Origin of the sequence: Streptomyces sp. NPDC097619 (assembly GCF_040302735.1) — a bacterium.
Taxonomy (GTDB): Bacteria; Actinomycetota; Actinomycetes; order Streptomycetales; family Streptomycetaceae; genus Streptomyces.
Genome location: NZ_JBEOSD010000088.1, coordinates 1 through 16998, shown reverse-complemented (window position 1 = coordinate 16998; position 16998 = coordinate 1). Strand labels below are relative to the sequence as shown.

Sequence of the window (16998 nt, the reverse complement as noted above, 5' to 3'; positions counted from 1 at the left end):
TCCGAGCCTACCCGCCCCCTCCGACACCGGGCACGATCTTTGATCGCGAGGCCCGGTGGGGGTCAACCGGCCAGGACCCGGACCGCGCCGGGCACGCACCGGGCGGTCACGGGCAGCGGGCCGAGGGGTTCCCCGTCCGCGTACCCGGTCAGTCCCGGGGCCTCCAAGGTGACTTCGGCGGCGCGGTGGACCGTCACCTTCGGATGGCTGAGATGCGTACCCCGGTAGACCTTCGGAAACACCCGCAACAGGGTGCTCCGGCTGCAGTCGCCGACCACGGTGACGTCGAAGAGCCCGTCGTCGGTGCGGGCGTCCGCGCAGATCCGCATCCCGCCGCCGTAGGAGCTGCCGTTGCCGACGGCCACCAGGGTGGCCTCGGTCTCGATCACCTCGCCGCCGTCCAGGCGGATGCGGTAGGGGTGGGGGCGGAAGGCGGCCAGCTCGGCGAGGATCGCCAGGTCGTACTTGAAGCGGCCCGCGGGCAGCCGCATGCGGTTGCCGCGGTCGTTGACCCGGGAGTCGAAGCCGGAGCACAGGACGGTGCCGTACCAGCGGTCCCCGTCGGCGGTGGTGAGCAGTCCCAGGTCCGTCTCGCGGAACCGGGACCCCTTGAGCGCGGCGGCGGCGAGCCGGCCCGCGGCCGCCGGGTCCCCGACGGGCAGGCCGAGGGCGCGGGCGAAGTCGTTGCCGGTGCCGACGGCGGCCACCCCGAGCGGGACGAGGGTGCCCGCGAGGGCCTGGAGGGCCAGGGAGACCAGTCCGTCCCCGCCGACGGCGACCACGGCCCCGGTGCCGTCCGCCACGGCCCTCCGCAGCCGGGCCAGAGCGTCCGGGGCGTCGGTGCCGACCACGGTCCGCACGGAGTGCCCGGCGGCCCGCAACGCGGAAGCGGCCGGTTGCGCGGCGTGCGCGCCCCGGCCGCGTCCCGCGGTGGGATTGACGAAGAGGGTGATCTCTGAGGTCACCGCCCGGACACTACCGGTCAGGTGGCGTCGTCGTAACCGTTGATCCTGCCGCGACCGCCGTCCGCCTGTTCGGGCAGGGGCGCGGGGGCCGCCACGGCCTCCGCCTCGCCCAGGTCCGAGGGGTTGAGGTCCACGTCGGAGGCCTCGTCGTCGTCGAGCCCGGCGTCGGGGTCGTTGCGGCGGCGCCTGCGGTCGTTGAGCAGGGAGATGCCGGTGGCGAGGAAGTACAGGGCCACGATCGGGGCGGCCAGGATCAGCATGTTCAGCGGGTCGCCGGTGGGCGTGGCGAAGGCCGCGAACACGGTGATGCCGAGGACGAACCCGCGCCACCAGCCCGCCAGCCGCTTGCCGGTGAGCACGCCCGTCACGTTGAGCAGGACGAGCAGCAGCGGCAGTTCGAAGGCGAGGCCGAAGACCACGACCATGCGCGTCACGAGGTCGAGGTAGTCGGCGACGGGGAGCAGGTTGCGGGTGTCCTCCGGCGTGAAGTCGAGGAGGATCTCGGCGGTCTGCGGGAGCACGTAGTAGGCGAGGACGGCGCCGCTCATGAACAGCGGGGCGCCGATCGCGACGAAGCTGACCGCGTACTTCTTCTCGTGGCCGTGCAGGCCGGGGGCGACGAACGCCCACAGCTGGTACAGCCACACCGGGGCGGAGAGGACCACGCCCGCCGCGAGGGAGACCTTCAGGACGATCGAGAACGGCCCGATGAGGCCGTTGACGGTCATGTCGGCGCAGGGTCTTCCGTTGACCTCCCGGACCACGCCGCCGGTGCAGCCGACGGACTCCAGCATCGGGTGGATCAGGAAGGCGATGATGTCCTTGTAGAAGAACGCGGCCGCGGCCGTGATCACCAGGATGGCCAGGACGGCCTTCAGCAGCCGGTTCCGGAGTTCGCGCAGGTGCTCGGCCAGCGGCATCCGCCCCTCGGCGTCCTTCGCCGGCCTTTCCCTTGTGCGGGCAGACTTGAGCAACCCACGTCCCTTGTCTCGTACGGCGGTCATGGCGACGGGCCCGGGGCCCGCCGGATCAGCTCTGCGGGGTGCGGCCGGGCTCGCTCACCGGGCGGGCGCTGGTGACGTCGCCGGGGGCGGCCTGGATGGTCTTCGGGGCGACCTGCGGCGCCGGCTCGGCCGGGGCCTCGCTGACGGTGCCCGTCTCGTCGTCCTTCTTCATGGCCTTGGCCTCGCTCTTGAGGATGCGGGCCGACTTGCCGAGGGAGCGGGCCATCTCCGGAAGCTTCTTGGCGCCGAAGAGCAGCAGGATGACCGCCAGGATCAGAACGATCTCAAGGGGCTTCAGATTGCCGATCATGTGTGGCTTCCTTCTCACCGGGGCGGCTGGTGGGGGTGACTGCGGTCACCCGGGTGTACCGGGGAACCGCCTTGCCAAGGATCGTAACCCGCAGCGGTTAACGCCCGGCAATCCCCCGGCGTCCTCACGCTTGCGGACCCACCCGGCGGAGGGCCTCTCCGGTCCTGGCCAGACCGGTCGCGGCGTCCTCCAGTTCCTCGGCGGCCCGGGAGATCCGGAGGCTGGATTCCGTCACCTGCCGGGAGAGCCGGCGGACCTCCGTGAGGACCCGGAGGACGGGCACGGCCAGCACGGCCAGCCCGAGGAAACCCAGCACCACTGCGATCATCGGCCACTGCATGGGGTGAGCCTAGTGCCCCCGCGAGGGTCGGCGGCGACCCCCGTCGCGGTCAGAGGCTGCGCAACGTGCGGACGCCGCCGTCGGCGAGGAGTTCCACGATCCGGTCGCCGGCGGGCTTGCGGACGGCGGCCCCGCAGCCGGGGCAGGTGAAGGAGTAGAAGGTGCTGCGTCTGCTGCCGCCGATGGCCAGCCGCAGGGCGCCCGCGGACAGCTCGACGTGTGCGCGGCAGTCCGGGCAGGCGGCCTTGAACAGCACCTCCGTCCCGTCCTCGGCGGCGATCCCGCCCACGACCGCGGCCGGACCGGGGGTGTCGGACGCACCCGTCGTGCTCCGTTCCATTCCTGTGGGCCCCCTCTGCATCGGTACGGGTCCTCAGTCGCGGGGGCCGGTGCCGTCCGGTCCGCCGGGCGCGGTGCCCTCCTCGTACGCGGCCAGGGCCTCGCGGGCGGCCTGCCGGGCGCTGTCGGCGAGCCCGGTGGGGGCCGTGATGCGGCCGTCGCGGCCGAGGCGGAGGGCCAGCCGGCGCAGGGAGCCCGGGTCGGGGGTGCGCAGGGTGATCCGCAGGCCGCCGTCGGGCAGCTCGCGGGCGCTGTCGTGCGGGTAGTACTCGGCGACCCAGCGGCCGCCGGGTCCCACCTCGACCACGACCTCCGGGTCCTCGGCGGCGGGCTGGACGAGCCCCACCGACAGGTCGCGGGGCTCGATGGCGGGGGGTTCGGAGCGCTCGTCGAGGAGCCGGATCTCGGCGACGCGGTCCAGCCGGAAGGTGCGGCGATCCTCCGAGAGGTGGCACCAGCCCTCCAGGTAGGTGTGGCCGACGGTGAAGAGCCGGATCGGGTCCACGGTGCGCTCGGTGAGCTCGTCGCGGGCCGGGGAGTAGTAGCGCAGCCAGAGGCGGCGGCGCTCGGAGATGGCCCGGTCGACGTCGGCGAAGACCCCGCCCTCGGCCTCGAAGGTCACCGAGAGGCGGGCGCTGGCCCCCGCGGCCTCGCCGGCGGCGGCCTCCAGCTTGGCGGTGGCGCGCAGCAGGGCGTCCCGGTCGCTCTCGCGGAGCCCCGGCAGGGTGGCCACGGCGCGGGCGGCCACCAGCAGGGCGGTGGCCTCGTCGGCGGCGAGCCGCAGCGGCTCGGCGGTGGACTCCCCGGAGGCGTCGGGGTTGCGCCACCAGATGCGCTCGCCGTCGGTGTCGATGTCGAGGAGGTCGCCGCCGCGGAAGCTGGTGCCGCACATGGGGAGCACGTCGAGGTCGGAGATCAGCTCCCCCTCGGTGATCCCGAAGGCCCGGGCCACGTCCGCGATGAGGGCGCCGGGGCGCTCGCGCAGGTACGTCACGAGGGACAGCATCCGGCGGGTCTGGTCAATGGCGTTGGCAGCCATGCTGGTACGCGTCCCCTCAGCCCTTGGCGACGGCGCGCAGCCGGTCCACCACGTCCGCCCGCAGGTCCGCGGGCTCCAGCACCACCACGTCCGGCCCGAACTCCACGAGCCAGGCGTCCAGTCCGTGTCCGTACGGGATCTCCAGCTCGTCCCAGCCGTCGCCGAGTTGGCGGACGGCGCGGGCGCGGGCCCGCAGCGGGTACCCGGCGCCGGCGCGGAGCCGGATCAGGGCGCTGCGGTCGGCGTTCTCCCCGGCCCAGCCGGCGACGGTCTCGCGGATGGTGATCACGTCCGGTACGGGGGCGGTGTAGGCCCCGGCGCGGGACTTGACCTTGCCGGTGATCCGGGAGAGGCGGAAGACGCGCTCCGCGCCGCGGTCCCGGTCGTGTCCGGCGAGGTACCACTGGCCGCGCCAGCACTCCAGCGCCCAGGGCTCCACCTGGCGGGGCTCGGGGCGGGCGGCGTTGGACTTGCGGTAGTCGAAGGTGACGGGCCGCCGGTCGCGGCAGGCCAGCATCAGCGGTTCGAAGGCGGCCTCGTGGACGGGGATCCGCGGTTCGATGGCGCTGTGCCCGCCGGTGTCGGGTCCGCGGTCGTCGGTCTCGGGCATGCCGGCCGCGCGGAGCTTCTGCAGGGCTCCGCTGGCGGCGCCGGCGAGCCGGGCCTGCTGCCAGACCTTGGCGGCCAGCCCGAGGGCTGCGGCCTCCTCGGTGTCGAGGGAGACGGGCGGCAGGCGGTTGGAGTCGCGGCGGGCCAGGTAGCCGGTCTCGCCGTCCAGGTTCTCCACCGTCTCGATGACGAGACCGAGTTCCCGCAGGTCGTCCTTGTCCCGCTCGAACATGCGGTTGAAGGCTTCGTCCCCGGCGGCCTCCATGTACGCCTCGATGGAGCCGCGCAGCTCGCGCTTGCTCAGCGGCCGCCGTGTCCCCAACAGACACAGCGCCAGGTTCATGAGCCGCTCGGCCTTGGCGATCGCCATCGGAGCCCGTCCCGCCCTTCCCCGCCCACACTTCCGCTGCGCCTCGCAGCCGTGACCGCTGACGCTACCGCCCCGGCGCGCCACGGCAAAAGCGAGGGGCCCCCGCCGCTCGGCGGGGGCCCCTCGGTGACCCCGGGAAGGGGTCGCGCGCGTGCGATCAGACCGCGACCAGGTCGCAGACGAAGATCAGCGTCTCGCCCGGGGCGATGGCGCCGCCGGCGCCGCGGTCCCCGTAGGCCAGGTGGGCGGGGATGACCAGCTGGCGACGGCCGCCGACCTTCATGCCCTGGATGCCGCGGTCCCAGCCGGTGATGACCTGACCGGCGCCCAGCTTGAACTCCAGCGGGTTGCCGCGGTTCCAGGAGGCGTCGAACTCCTCGCCGGTGGACAGGGCCACGCCCACGTAGTGGACCTTGACGAAGTCGCCCGCCTTGGCGACGGCGCCGTCACCCTCCCAGATCTCCTTGATCACGAGGTCCTCGGGGACGCCGTCCTCGTAGAAGTCGATCTCGGGCTTCTCGAGCTTGTCGCTCACGGAACTGCTCCTCATACTTTCAAACCGGTCAACCGGGACAGTCTTACACCACGGCCAGGATGTCGAGCGCGAACACCAGCGTGGACTTGGCCGGGATGTCGCCCTTGGCCTCGTTGCCGAAGCCCTGGTCGGGCGGGAGGACGAGCAGGATGCGGCTGCCGACCTTCTTGCCCTCGATGCCGCTCTTGAGGCCCTTGACCATCAGCTGGTCCAGGGGCCACTTGACGGGGCCGCCCTGGGCGAAGGTGTTCTCGAAGACCTTGTCGGTCTTCCAGACCTTGCCCACGTACTTGACCATGACGGTGTCGGTGGCCTTCACGGCCGCGCCGTCACCCTCCAGCACGTAGTTCGAGACCAGCTTGGTGGGGGCATCCGTCTTGGGGACGGTCAGCGAGGGCTCCTTGCCGTCGGTGTTCACACCGACCTGCGGCAGCGCCTTGTCGTCCTGCGGCACGGCCTTGCCCGTCGCGGAGGCGGGGACCGAGACGGCCTTCAGGATGTCCACGACGAAGACGAGGGTGGCGCCGCCCTTGATCGTGGGAGGGGAGCCCTGCTCGCCGTAGCCGAGGTCCGGGGGGATCACCAGCTCGACGCGGCTGCCGACCTTCTGACCCTCCAGGCCCTGGTCCCAGCCCTTGATGACGCTGCCGGCCCCGATGGTCAGGTCGAAGGGCTGGCCCTTGTCGAAGCTGTTGTCGAACGGCTCGGTGCCGTCCCAGGTCTGGCCGAGGTAGTTCACCTGGGCCATGTCGCCCTTCTTCAGCGCCGGGCCCTTGCCCTCGCTGATGACCTCGACCTTGAGCGTCTTGGGCGGTTGGCCCGTGCCCTTGGCCAGGGTGGGCTTCTCCCCGAACTTGGCACCCGCGGTGATGGCGGGCGCGCCGTTCTTGGTGGAGACGGAGTCGGAGCCCTTGTCCTCGTCCCCGCACGCCGCCGTGGTCAGCAGCAGGAGCGGGACGACGAGCAGGCCGGCGAGTCGGCGCACGTGTTCCTCAGATCTCAGAAGGCACTTCGGTCGCCGCCACTCTAAGGCGTACCGAGGGCCCCGTACGAGGTTCGCACGGGGCCCTGTGGTCCTTCACACGGTCCGTCACACGGCCGTTCGACCGGGCTCACATCCCGGCGATCAGCTTCTCCACGCGGTCGTCCACGGAGCGGAACGGGTCCTTGCAGAGCACGGTGCGCTGCGCCTGGTCGTTGAGCTTGAGGTGCACCCAGTCGACCGTGAAGTCCCGACGCTGTTCCTGGGCGCGGCGGATGAAGTCGCCGCGCAGCCGGGCCCGGGTGGTCTGCGGGGGCACCGACTTGCCCTCGAAGATCTTCAGGTCGTTGCAGATCCGCGCGGCCTGGCCCTTGCGCTCCAGGAGGTAGTACAGGCCCCGGCGGCGGTGGATGTCGTGGTAGGCGAGGTCTATCTGCGCCACCCGCGGGTTGGACATGGTCATGTTGTGCTTGGCCCGGTACCGCTCGATGAGGTGGTACTTCATCACCCAGTCGATCTCGGTGTCGATGCGGCCCAGGTCCTCGGCCTCGATGGCGTCGAGGGTGCGGCCCCACAGCTCCAGGACCTTCTCGGTGGTGCCGGTGCGGATGCCCCGGCGCTCGGCGAAGTCCACGGCCTTGTCGTAGTACTCGCGCTGGATCTCCAGGGCCGAGGCCTCGCGGCCGGAGGCCAGCCGGACCTTGCGCTGCCCGGTGATGTCGTGGCTGACCTCGCGGATGGCCCGGATCGGGTTCTCCAGGGTCAGGTCGCGCATCACGGTGCCCGCCTCGATCATGCGCAGCACCAGGTCGGTGGCGCCGACCTTGAGCAGCATGGTCGTCTCGGACATGTTCGAGTCGCCCACGATGACGTGCAGGCGGCGGTAGCGCTCGGCGTCGGCGTGCGGCTCGTCCCGGGTGTTGATGATCGGCCGCGAGCGGGTGGTGGCGGAGCTGACGCCCTCCCAGATGTGCTCGGCGCGCTGGCTGACGCAGTAAACGGCGCCCCGGGGGGTCTGGAGGACCTTGCCGGCCCCGCAGATCAGCTGCCGGGTGACGAGGAACGGAATGAGGATGTCCGCGAGCCGGGAGAATTCCCCGTGCCGGGCCACGAGGTAGTTCTCGTGGCATCCGTACGAGTTGCCCGCCGAGTCGGTGTTGTTCTTGAAGAGGTAGACGTCCCCGGCGATTCCCTCCTCGTGCAGACGGCGTTCGGCGTCGACGAGCAGTCCTTCGAGAATGCGCTCGCCGGCTTTGTCGTGGGTGACCAGTTCGGTCAGGTCGTCGCATTCCGGCGTTGCGTATTCCGGATGCGAACCCACATCGAGGTACAGGCGGGCGCCGTTCCGCAGGAAGACATTGCTGCTGCGGCCCCATGACACGACACGGCGGAAGAGGTAGCGCGCCACTTCGTCAGGAGACAGTCGGCGCTGTCCCCTGAACGTGCACGTGACGCCGTACTCGTTCTCCAGCCCGAAAATGCGGCGGTCCATGACTGAACATTACGCCTTCTGCTGTGTTCTGAAACCGGGTTCGAGAGCGGCGTTCCGATCATTTTCCGACGAACCCCCGTGCGGGCCGCGCCGGACGGCCCGGCCCGCGGGGGGTGACACGGCCTAGGAGGCGGCCGGTCGGCCCGCTTCGGCGGAGGACGCGGCCGGTGCGGCGGCCGCCTCGGCCACGGCCGGCGCCCGCATGACCCGCTGAGTGGCCGTCAGGACGACCAGGGCGGCCGCGCCCGCGGCGACCGACACCAGGAACCCGGCCCGCGCGCCGCCCGACTCCACGGCGGGGCCCGCGGCGGCGGTGCCGATCGCGGCCCCCACCCCGAAGAAGGTCACCAACCAGGAGAAGGCCTCCGTGACCGTGCCGCGCGGCGCGTGCCGGTCCACCACGATGAAGGCGCAGGCGAGCGAGGGGGCCAGGAACACGCCCGCCAGGGCCGTCAGCCCCGTCATGGCGGCCGTGCCCGGCACCAGTGGCAGCGGCGCGTACCCGAGGGCCAGCAGGCCCACCAGGACCCGCAGCCGCCCCTCGGGGGAACCGGACCAGGACCGCGCCCCGTAGACCACGCCGCCCACCAGGGCGCCCAGCCCGAGGGCCGCCATCAGCCAGCCGTACGTCCGGTCCCCGCCGTGCCCGTCTGCGTAGGCCACCCCGGCCACCGTGATGGAGCCCAGGGCGGTGCCGACGAAGAAGAAGGCGCCCAGCAGGGCCAGCAGCCCCCCGGAGCGCAGCGCGCCCAGCCAGTGGGCCTCCCGGGGGGCGGACCGCCAGGTCCGGGAGGGCTCGGAGAGCACCACCGACAGGGCCCCGAACACCCCGAGGACGTTCAGCACGAGCAGGGCCGCGGCCGGGGACCACAGCGAGACGATCAGCGTCACCAGCAGCGGGCCGACCGTGAACATGATCTCCTGCGCCACGGCGTCCAGGGCGTACGCGGCGTGCACCCGGTCCTCCCGGCCGCCGAGCACCCCCGGCCACAGCGCCCGCAGCCCGCCCTCCAGCGGCGGGGTGGCCAGTCCGGCCACGATCACGGCGGCGTAGGCCGTCAGCAGGTCGGAGGTGCCCGCGAGGGCGAGCCAGGCCATGCCGAGGGCGGAGACCACGGCGGCGGGCAGCTGCACCCGCGGCTGTCCGTACAGGTCCACGGCACGGCCCAGCAGGGGCTGTCCGACGGCGGTGGCCAGGCCGTAGACCGCGGCGAGGGCACCGGCCAGGGTGTAGCTGCCGCCCTCGGCGCGGACGAACAGCACGATCGCGATGTGCGCCGTGGCATTGGGCAGCCTGCCCACCAGGGTGCCCGCGAGCAGTCGTGCGGCGTGCCTGGTCCTGAGCAGATCCGCGTAGCCCGCGGCCATGTCCGCTCCTCTCCGCCCGGTCGCGGCCGGTCCGGCCGGTCCGCTCCGAGGTAGTAATACGTATAACGTTCGAGGTCATACGTACCATGAGGCCAGCCGCCCGGTCCACCCCGCCCCGCTGCCGCTCCCGGCCGCCCCGGCCCGGACCTCGCCCGTCAGGAGCGCCCTGTGACGAGACCCACCAGCCGGGACGTGGCCCACGCCGCCGGGGTCTCCCAGGCCACCGTCTCCCTCGTGCTCGGCGACAAGTGGCGGGGCCGGGTCTCCGAGCGCACCGCCGGACTGGTCCGCGAGGCCGCCGCCGGACTCGGCTACCGGCCCAACCTCGCCGCCCGCAGTCTGCGCCTGGGCTCCACCCGCACCGCCCTGCTCGTGGTGCCCGCCCTCACGAACGAGTACTTCGCCCGCGTCCACACCGGCGCCGCCCGGGTCGCCGCGGAGCACGGCTTCGGGGTGGTCCTCTACCTCTCCCCCGACGGCACCGGCCCCGCCAAGGACCCCTTCGCCTCCGCGAGCGCCGCCCTGGACGGGGTCATCGCCTCCTCCATGGCCGCCGACGCCCTGGAGGCCATCGGCGGCTCCGAACTGCCCCTGGTCATGCTCGACAGCGACCCGGCCGCGGGCGGAGCCGCCGCCTTCGTCAACCTCGACCTGGCCGGCGGGGTCCGCGAGGCGGTCGCCCACCTGCGCGGACTCGGCCACCGCCGGATCCGGCACCTCGCCGCCGACGTGCCCTCCTGGACCTTCCGGATCCGGGCCGACACCCTCGCCGCCGAGCTAGGCGGGCCGGCCCCCGACACCGTCCGCTCCGCGCTGAACGTGCCCGCCGCCACCGCCGCCATGGAACGGGCCCTCGCCACCGATCTGGCCGCCCCCGCGGCCGGGCGGCCCACCGCCGTCCTGTGCGACGACGACATCCTCGCCGTCGGCGCCTGCAAGGCGGCCCGCCGGCTCGGCCTGCGCGTGCCCGAGGACCTGTCCGTGACCGGGTTCGACGACGTGGCCCTGGCCACCGCCGTCGAACCCGAGCTCACCACCGTCTCCCTGCCCGCCGAGCGGGTCGGGGAGCAGGGCATGCGCGCCCTCCTGACCGTGCTGGAGGGCGGCACCTGGCGGGCCCCCGACCTCCCCGTGGCCCTGACGGTCCGCGGCTCCACCGCTCCCCCGCCCACCGGCCCCTGAGCCCCCGCCCCGGGCCGCGTCACACCCCCTGACGGCCCGCGCCGGCCGTCCGACCCCGGACACACCGCTGCCCCGGTCCGCCGTACGCGGATCGGGGCAGCGGGGCGCCGCGCGGGGGCCGGACGGACCGGCCCCCCCACGGGTGTCACGGGGCTACTCGGACTCCTCCGGGGCCTCGTCGTTGGAGACGGCGTCGGCCTGCGCCTCGGCCCCCACCACCGGCTCCAGCAGCCGCTCCAGCTGCCGGCCCCGGATCCGCTTGAACTTGCGCTGCTGGGAGCGGGTGCGGTCCAGGACCGCCACCTCCAGCCGGTCCGCCGGGATCTCCCGGTCGGCGCCGTTGGCCTGGCTGGACAGGGCCTGCACCGCCAGCTTCAGGGCCTCCGACAGGTCCATCCCGTCCCGGTGGCGCTGGTCCAGGAAGGTGCTGATCTGCTCGGCGTTGCCGCCGACCGCGACCGAGCCGTGCTCGTCCACGATCGAACCGTCGTGGGGCAGCCGGTAGATCTGGTCCCCGGCGGCGGTGGCGCCGACCTCGGCCACCACCAGCTCCACCTCGTACGGCTTCTCGGCCGCCGAGGAGAAGATGGTGCCGAGGGTCTGGGCGTAGACGTTGGCGAGCCCGCGGGCCGTCACGTCGTCCCGGTCGTAGGTGTACCCGCGGAGGTCGGCGTAGCGCACGCCGCCGATCCGGAGGTTCTCGTACTCGTTGTACTTGCCGGCGGCCGCGAAGCCGATCCGGTCGTAGACCTCGCTGAACTTGTGCAGCGCGCGGGACGGGTTCTCACCGACGAACACGATGCCGTCGGCGTACTGGAGCACGACGAGGCTGCGGCCGCGGGCGATGCCCTTGCGGGCGTACTCCGCCCGGTCGGCCATGGCCTGCTGGGGGGAAACGTAGAACGGCGTCGACACCGGCTGTCCGTCCCTTTCTTCTCGGGTGACGAGGACTCAGAGGAGGGCCGCGCGCGGCCCGTCGGGCTCTTCCAGGCGCCGCTCGGTGACCGAGCGGGCCAGGGCCGAGGACTCGTCCTCGGTGAGCCGGCGGTACCCCTCGTCCGTGATGACGGTGACGATCGGGAAGATGCGGCGGGCCATGTCCGGACCGCCGGTGGCCGAGTCGTCATCGGCCGCGTCGTACAGCGCCTGGACGACCAGGACGGTGGCCTGCTCCTCCGTCAGATCGGCGCGGTACAGCTTCTTCATGGATCCCCGGGCGAAGATCGAACCGGATCCGGTGGCCGCGAAGCCGTGCTCCTCGGACCGTCCGCCGGTGACGTCGTAACTGAAGATCCGGCCCTTCTCCCGGCCCTCGTCCCAGCCCGCGAAGAGCGGGACGACCGCCAGGCCCTGCATGGCCATGCCGAGGTTGCCGCGGATCATGGTGGAGAGCCGGTTGGCCTTGCCCTCCAGGGAGAGCGTGGCGCCCTCGACCTTCTCGAAGTGCTCCAGCTCCAGCTGGAACAGCTTCACCATCTCCACCGCGAGGCCGGCGGTGCCCGCGATGCCCACCGCGGAGTACTCGTCGGCCGGGAACACCTTCTCGATGTCCCGCTGCGCGATCATGTTGCCCATGGTGGCCCGCCGGTCACCGGCGAGGACCACCCCGCCCGCGAAGGTGGCGGCCACGATGGTGGTGCCGTGCGGCGCCTCGACGATGCCCTCCGGCAGCTTCCGGTTGCCCGGCAGCATCTCCGGGGAGTGGTCCGCGAGGAAGTCCATGAAGGAGGACGACCCCGGCGTCAGGAAGGCAGCCGGCAGACGCCCCGTACTACGAGTGTTGGGTTCCACGCGTTTCCTTCCTCGTATGCGGCTGCGCGCCCTGTGGCATCCGCCCTGTCTTTGGAGCGGCCCCGGCTCCGCGTCACGGCCGGGGCACTGCGGGCCCCGGGCTCCACGGCCCGGCGACCCCTGTCACCTTCGGTTCGAAGGCGGAAGCGACTACTCGCCACCCTTTTGCACGAAGGAGCGCACGAAGTCCTCGGCGTTCTCCTCCAGCACGTCGTCGATCTCGTCGAGGACGGAGTCCACGTCGTCGGAGAGCTTCTCCTGGCGCTCCTTGAGGTCGGAGCTCGCCTCGGCCGCGGTCTCCTCGACCTCCTCGGTCTGGTGCGTGGCCTTCTGCTGTCCGCCGCCGGTGTCCTTGGTCGCCATGTCTACCTCACCCCGCTCGGTTCGCACGCTCGTGAAGGGATTCCGGGGACGGAATCCCAAGATCAGACCCTAGTCAGACCCTACAAGGAGAGCCCGGTTTTCGGGCCTGCCATTTCAGGAACCCGGGATCCGAAAGTCCCGAGTCCATGATTCCCAGGCCCGGCCGCTTTCAGCCGCGCTCAGCCGCCCGAAAGCACGCGGACCAGGTCCTCGGCCGTGCGGCAGCGGTCGAGCAGTTCCTTCACGTGGGCCCGGGTGCCGCGCAGCGGCTCCAGGGTGGGGACCCGCTGGAGCGAATCCCGCCCCGGCAGGTCGAAGATCACGGAGTCCCAGGAGGCGGCGGCCACGTCGTCGGCGTACTGCTCCAGGCAGCGGCCCCGGAAATAGGCCCTGGTGTCCTCCGGGGGCTTGCTCTCGGCCCGTTCCACCCCCGGCTCGTCCAGGAGCCGCTTCATCTTCCCGCGGGCCACCAGACGGTTGTACAGGCCCTTGTCGGGGCGCACGTCCGCGTACTGGAGGTCCACCAGGTGCAGCCGGGCCGCGTCCCAGTCGAGGCCGTCCCGGCGGCGGTAGCCCTCCAGGATCTCCCGCTTGGCGATCCAGTCCAGCTCCCCGGACAGGCTCATGGGGTCGGTCTCCAGCCGTCCGAGCACGTCCTCCCAGCGGGCGAGGACGTCCTTGGTCTGCTCGTCGGCGTCCGAGCCGAAGCGCTCCTCCACGTACTTGCGGGCCAGCTCGTAGTACTCCATCTGGAGCTGGACGGCGGTGAGGGTGCGGCCGCTGCGGAGGCTGATCAGGTGCCGGAGGTCGGGGTCGTGGGATACCTGGTGCAGGGTGCGCACGGGCTGGTCCACCGCGAGGTCCACGGTGATGAACTGGTCCTCGATCATCGACAGGACCAGGGCCGTGGTGCCGAGCTTGAGGTAGGTGGAGATCTCGGAGAGGTTGGCGTCGCCGATGATCACGTGCAGGCGGCGGTACTTCTCGGCGTCGGAGTGCGGCTCGTCACGGGTGTTGATGATGGGCCGCTTCAGGGTGGTCTCCAGGCCGACCTCGACCTCGAAGTAGTCCGCCCGCTGGCTGATCTGGAAGCCGTTCTCCCGGCCGTCCTGGCCGATGCCCACGCGGCCCGCGCCGGTGACGACCTGTCGGCTGACGAAGAAGGGGGTCAGGTGCCGCACGATCTCCGAGAAGGGGGTCTCCCGCTTCATCAGGTAGTTCTCGTGCGTGCCGTAGGAGGCGCCCTTGTTGTCGGTGTTGTTCTTGTAGAGCAGGATCGGCTGGGCTCCGGGCAGCTGCGCGGCCCGTTCGGCGGCCTCGGCCATGATCCGCTCGCCGGCCTTGTCCCAGAGCACCGCGTCCCGCGGGTTGGTGATCTCCGGGGAGCTGTACTCGGGGTGCGCGTGGTCCACGTAGAGCCGGGCGCCGTTGGTCAGGATCACGTTGGCGAGGCCGATGTCCTCGTCCGTCAGCTGGCTGCTGTCGGCCGCCTCGCGGGCGAGGTCGAAGCCGCGGGCGTCCCGCAGCGGGTTCTCCTCCTCGAAGTCCCAGCGGGCGCGCCGCGCCCGGTGCATCGCCGCCGCGTAGGCGTTGACGATCTGGGACGAGGTGAGCATGGCATTGGCGTTCGGGTGGCCCGGGACGGAGATCCCGTACTCCGTCTCGATCCCCATTACTCGCCGTACGGTCATGCGGCCCTCCTTGCCCGGCGGCGCTCCCCCGCGGGAGCGGCGCTCAAGTACCGCTGGTTCTCCGGTGCGTGTGCGGTGCCCGTCCCCGCACTGCGGAAGCGGCGGTACGGATGAGCCTAGAACGGCTCCGTGCCGGCGGGGAGATCATTTCAATCCTCGATTTCGCCCTGTCACCGGCTGAAAAGCAGTCGGCTGCGGATGCCCCGGGAGGGGCATCCGCAGCCGCCCCGCTCGATCAGAGGTACTGACCGGTATTGGCCACCGTGTCGATGGAGCGTCCGGTGTCCGCGCCCTGCTTTCCGGTGACGAGGGTGCGGATGAACACGATCCGCTCGCCCTTCTTTCCGGAAATCCGGGCCCAGTCGTCCGGGTTGGTGGTGTTGGGCAGGTCCTCGTTCTCCTTGAACTCGTCCACGCACGCCTGGAGGAGGTGCGCGACCCGGAGACCCTTCTGGTTCTGCTCCAGGAAGGCCTTGATGGCCATCTTCTTGGCCCGGTCCACGATGTTCTGGATCATGGCGCCGGAGTTGAAGTCCTTGAAGTACAGGACTTCCTTGTCGCCGTTGGCGTACGTGACCTCGAGGAAGCGGTTCTCCTCGGACTCCGCGTACATCTGCTCGACCACCGTCTGGATCATGCTGGCGACGGCGACCTTCGGCGCTCCCTGGTGCTCGGCGAGGTCGTCGGCGTGCAGCGGGAGGGTGGACTTGAGGTACTTGGCGAAGATGTCCTTGGCGGCTTCCGCGTCCGGACGCTCGATCTTGATCTTCACGTCGAGTCGGCCGGGGCGCAGGATGGCCGGGTCGATCATGTCCTCGCGGTTGGAGGCGCCGATGACGATGACGTTCTCCAGGCCCTCCACGCCGTCGATCTCGGCGAGCAGCTGCGGGACGATGGTGTTCTCCACGTCCGAGCTGACACCGGATCCGCGGGTGCGGAAGAGGGATTCCATCTCGTCGAAGAAGACGATGACGGGGGTGCCCTCGCTCGCCTTCTCCCGGGCACGCTGGAAGACGAGGCGGATGTGCCGCTCGGTCTCGCCGACGTACTTGTTGAGGAGCTCGGGGCCCTTGATGTTCAGGAAGTACGACTTCCCGGCTGCCTTTCCGGTCACCTCGGCGACCTTCTTGGCAAGGGAGTTGGCGACGGCCTTCGCGATGAGCGTCTTGCCGCAGCCGGGCGGGCCGTAGAGCAGGATGCCCTTCGGGGGCCGCAGTTCGTGCTCCTTGAAGAGGTCGGGGTAGAGGTAGGGCAGCTCGACCGCGTCGCGGATCAGCTCGATCTGGTCGCCCAGGCCGCCGATCTTCTCGTAGTCGATGTCCGGGACCTCTTCGAGGACGAGCTCCTCGACCTCGCTCTTCGGGACCACCTCGTAGACGTAACCGGAGCGGGGTTCCAGCAGCAGGGCGTCGCCGGGGCGGATGGTGGCGTCCAGCAGCGGCTCGGCGAGCCGCACCACCCGCTCCTCGTCGGTGTGCCCGACCACCAGGGCCCGCTCGCCGTCCTCCAGGATCTCCTTGAGGGTGACGATGTCCCCGGCCCGTTCGAACTCCATGGCCTCGACCACGTTGAGGGCCTCGTTGAGCATGACCTCCTGGCCGCGCCTGAGGTCCTCGGGGTCGATGCCGGGGCTGACGTTCACGCGGAGCTTTCGGCCGCCGGTGAAGATGTCGACGGTGCCGTCCTCATTGGCCTGGAGGAAGACTCCGAATCCGGCCGGCGGCTGCGCGAGCCGGTCGACCTCCTCCTTGAGGGCCACGATCTGGTCGCGGGCTTCACGGAGGGTATTTGCGAGCCGCTCATTCTGCGCGGAAACGCCCGCCAGATTGGTCTGGAGCTCGACGATCCGCTCTTCGAGAATCCGCGTATGCCGCGGAGAGTCGGCGAGCTTGCGGCGCAGGACGGCGATTTCCTGCTCAAGATAGGCAACCTGGCCTGCGGGGTCTTCGGACCCCCGTCCGGGCCGGATGCCGCGGTTGATGTCGTCGTCGTGGGCTGCCACGGTCCTCACCTCCTCCATGGGGAGCTGGACGCTTCCTGACCCTACCTGGGCCGGCGGTGATTGAAACCCCTAGATCACAAAGACGTAAGAGGTGTGTCCGATCTTCACCCTTGCGCGCTCCCTCACGCCAGGGGAATACCCACCCATCAACATCGGAAAGCAGCCGGTTGTAAGGTCGAACCGTTCAACACCCGTCAGGGGCGGCGCGACTTGCGTCACGCCGGATCAACAGCGCGCAGGGAACGGCAGGAGACATGACCGTGCAGCAGGAGGCTCCCGGAGCGGAGGCGGGCGACCGCACGGCTCTGGAGGTCTGGATCGACCAGGACCTCTGCACCGGGGACGGCATCTGTGCCCAGTACGCGCCCGAGGTGTTCGAGCTCGACATCGACGGGCTGGCGTACGTGAAGAGTCCCGAGGACGAGCTGCTGCAGGAGCCGGGGGCGACGACTCCCGTGCCGCTGCCGCTGCTCCGGGACGTGGTCGACTCGGCCAAGGAGTGCCCCGGCGACTGCATCCACGTGCGCCGGGTGGCGGACGGGGTGGAGGTCTACGGACCGGACGCCGTCTGACGGTCCGCGCACCGCACGTGGCCCCCCACCGGACGTCCGGTGGG

At 71.4% G+C, this 16998-nt stretch carries 18 protein-coding genes; 2 read left to right on the top strand and 16 right to left on the bottom strand.

Features of this window, described 5'->3' with window-relative positions; all coding sequences use genetic code 11:
- Positions 1-62 precede the first annotated feature (62 nt).
- From ABTZ17_RS22875 to ABTZ17_RS22825, 11 genes are all read right to left on the bottom strand, one after another.
- A complete protein-coding gene (locus ABTZ17_RS22875) occupies positions 63-965 on the bottom strand; it encodes a diacylglycerol kinase (RefSeq protein ID WP_352197543.1) in 903 nt (300 codons plus the stop codon).
- A gap of 17 nt (positions 966-982) precedes the next feature.
- Positions 983-1939: a twin-arginine translocase subunit TatC gene (gene tatC / locus ABTZ17_RS22870; RefSeq protein ID WP_352197542.1), complete on the bottom strand. Its 957-nt coding sequence runs from the start codon at positions 1937-1939 to the stop codon at positions 983-985.
- 55 nt (positions 1940-1994) lie between these two features.
- Complete coding sequence (gene tatA, locus ABTZ17_RS22865; protein ID WP_352197541.1) at positions 1995-2279, bottom strand: Sec-independent protein translocase subunit TatA; 285 nt, start codon at positions 2277-2279, stop codon at positions 1995-1997.
- 124 nt (positions 2280-2403) lie between these two features.
- On the bottom strand, positions 2404-2619 hold the full coding sequence (locus tag ABTZ17_RS22860; RefSeq protein WP_352197540.1) for a hypothetical protein: 216 nt from the start codon (positions 2617-2619) through the stop codon (positions 2404-2406).
- 49 nt (positions 2620-2668) lie between these two features.
- The gene (locus ABTZ17_RS22855; RefSeq protein WP_502994794.1) at positions 2669-2959 is read right to left on the bottom strand and encodes a hypothetical protein; all 291 of its coding nucleotides are present in this window, start codon (positions 2957-2959) and stop codon (positions 2669-2671) included.
- Between the two features lie 33 nt (positions 2960-2992).
- Complete coding sequence (locus tag ABTZ17_RS22850) at positions 2993-3997, bottom strand: helix-turn-helix transcriptional regulator (protein ID WP_352197539.1); 1005 nt, start codon at positions 3995-3997, stop codon at positions 2993-2995.
- A gap of 16 nt (positions 3998-4013) precedes the next feature.
- Positions 4014-4976 (bottom strand): helix-turn-helix transcriptional regulator, encoded by a 963-nt coding sequence (locus ABTZ17_RS22845; RefSeq protein ID WP_352197538.1) that lies wholly within the window; start codon positions 4974-4976, stop codon positions 4014-4016.
- A 157-nt stretch (positions 4977-5133) separates the two neighbouring features.
- The gene (locus ABTZ17_RS22840) at positions 5134-5526 is read right to left on the bottom strand and encodes an FKBP-type peptidyl-prolyl cis-trans isomerase (protein ID WP_352197537.1); all 393 of its coding nucleotides are present in this window, start codon (positions 5524-5526) and stop codon (positions 5134-5136) included.
- A 28-nt stretch (positions 5527-5554) separates the two neighbouring features.
- Positions 5555-6496: an FKBP-type peptidyl-prolyl cis-trans isomerase gene (locus ABTZ17_RS22835; protein WP_352197536.1), complete on the bottom strand. Its 942-nt coding sequence runs from the start codon at positions 6494-6496 to the stop codon at positions 5555-5557.
- Between the two features lie 127 nt (positions 6497-6623).
- On the bottom strand, positions 6624-7985 hold the full coding sequence (gene pafA, locus ABTZ17_RS22830; protein WP_352197535.1) for a Pup--protein ligase: 1362 nt from the start codon (positions 7983-7985) through the stop codon (positions 6624-6626).
- 123 nt (positions 7986-8108) lie between these two features.
- A complete protein-coding gene (locus ABTZ17_RS22825) occupies positions 8109-9353 on the bottom strand; it encodes an MFS transporter (RefSeq protein ID WP_352197534.1) in 1245 nt (414 codons plus the stop codon).
- A 168-nt stretch (positions 9354-9521) separates the two neighbouring features.
- Here ABTZ17_RS22825 and ABTZ17_RS22820 point away from each other — a divergent pair, with 168 nt between their 5' ends.
- A complete protein-coding gene (locus tag ABTZ17_RS22820; RefSeq protein WP_352197533.1) occupies positions 9522-10535 on the top strand; it encodes a LacI family DNA-binding transcriptional regulator in 1014 nt (337 codons plus the stop codon).
- A 153-nt stretch (positions 10536-10688) separates the two neighbouring features.
- Here ABTZ17_RS22820 and prcA read toward each other — a convergent pair whose 3' ends face one another.
- From prcA to arc, 5 genes are all read right to left on the bottom strand, one after another.
- Complete coding sequence (prcA, locus tag ABTZ17_RS22815) at positions 10689-11450, bottom strand: proteasome subunit alpha (protein ID WP_352197532.1); 762 nt, start codon at positions 11448-11450, stop codon at positions 10689-10691.
- Positions 11451-11486: 36 nt separating this feature from the next.
- Positions 11487-12326 carry a proteasome subunit beta gene (prcB, locus tag ABTZ17_RS22810; RefSeq protein ID WP_352197531.1) on the bottom strand — a complete coding sequence of 280 codons (840 nt, stop codon included), beginning with the start codon at positions 12324-12326 and terminating at the stop codon, positions 11487-11489.
- Positions 12327-12476: 150 nt separating this feature from the next.
- Positions 12477-12689 (bottom strand): ubiquitin-like protein Pup, encoded by a 213-nt coding sequence (locus tag ABTZ17_RS22805; protein ID WP_352197530.1) that lies wholly within the window; start codon positions 12687-12689, stop codon positions 12477-12479.
- A 179-nt stretch (positions 12690-12868) separates the two neighbouring features.
- Positions 12869-14380, bottom strand: coding sequence for a depupylase/deamidase Dop (gene dop, locus ABTZ17_RS22800; protein WP_352197529.1), 1512 nt, complete (start codon positions 14378-14380; stop codon positions 12869-12871).
- Between the two features lie 235 nt (positions 14381-14615).
- Positions 14616-16382, bottom strand: a complete 1767-nt coding sequence (gene arc, locus ABTZ17_RS22795; RefSeq protein WP_352197528.1) for a proteasome ATPase — start codon at positions 16380-16382, stop codon at positions 14616-14618.
- A 254-nt stretch (positions 16383-16636) separates the two neighbouring features.
- On the opposite strand from arc, the gene ABTZ17_RS22790 reads away from it, so the two are divergent.
- Positions 16637-16954 (top strand): ferredoxin, encoded by a 318-nt coding sequence (locus ABTZ17_RS22790; RefSeq protein ID WP_352197527.1) that lies wholly within the window; start codon positions 16637-16639, stop codon positions 16952-16954.
- Positions 16955-16998 lie beyond the last annotated feature (44 nt).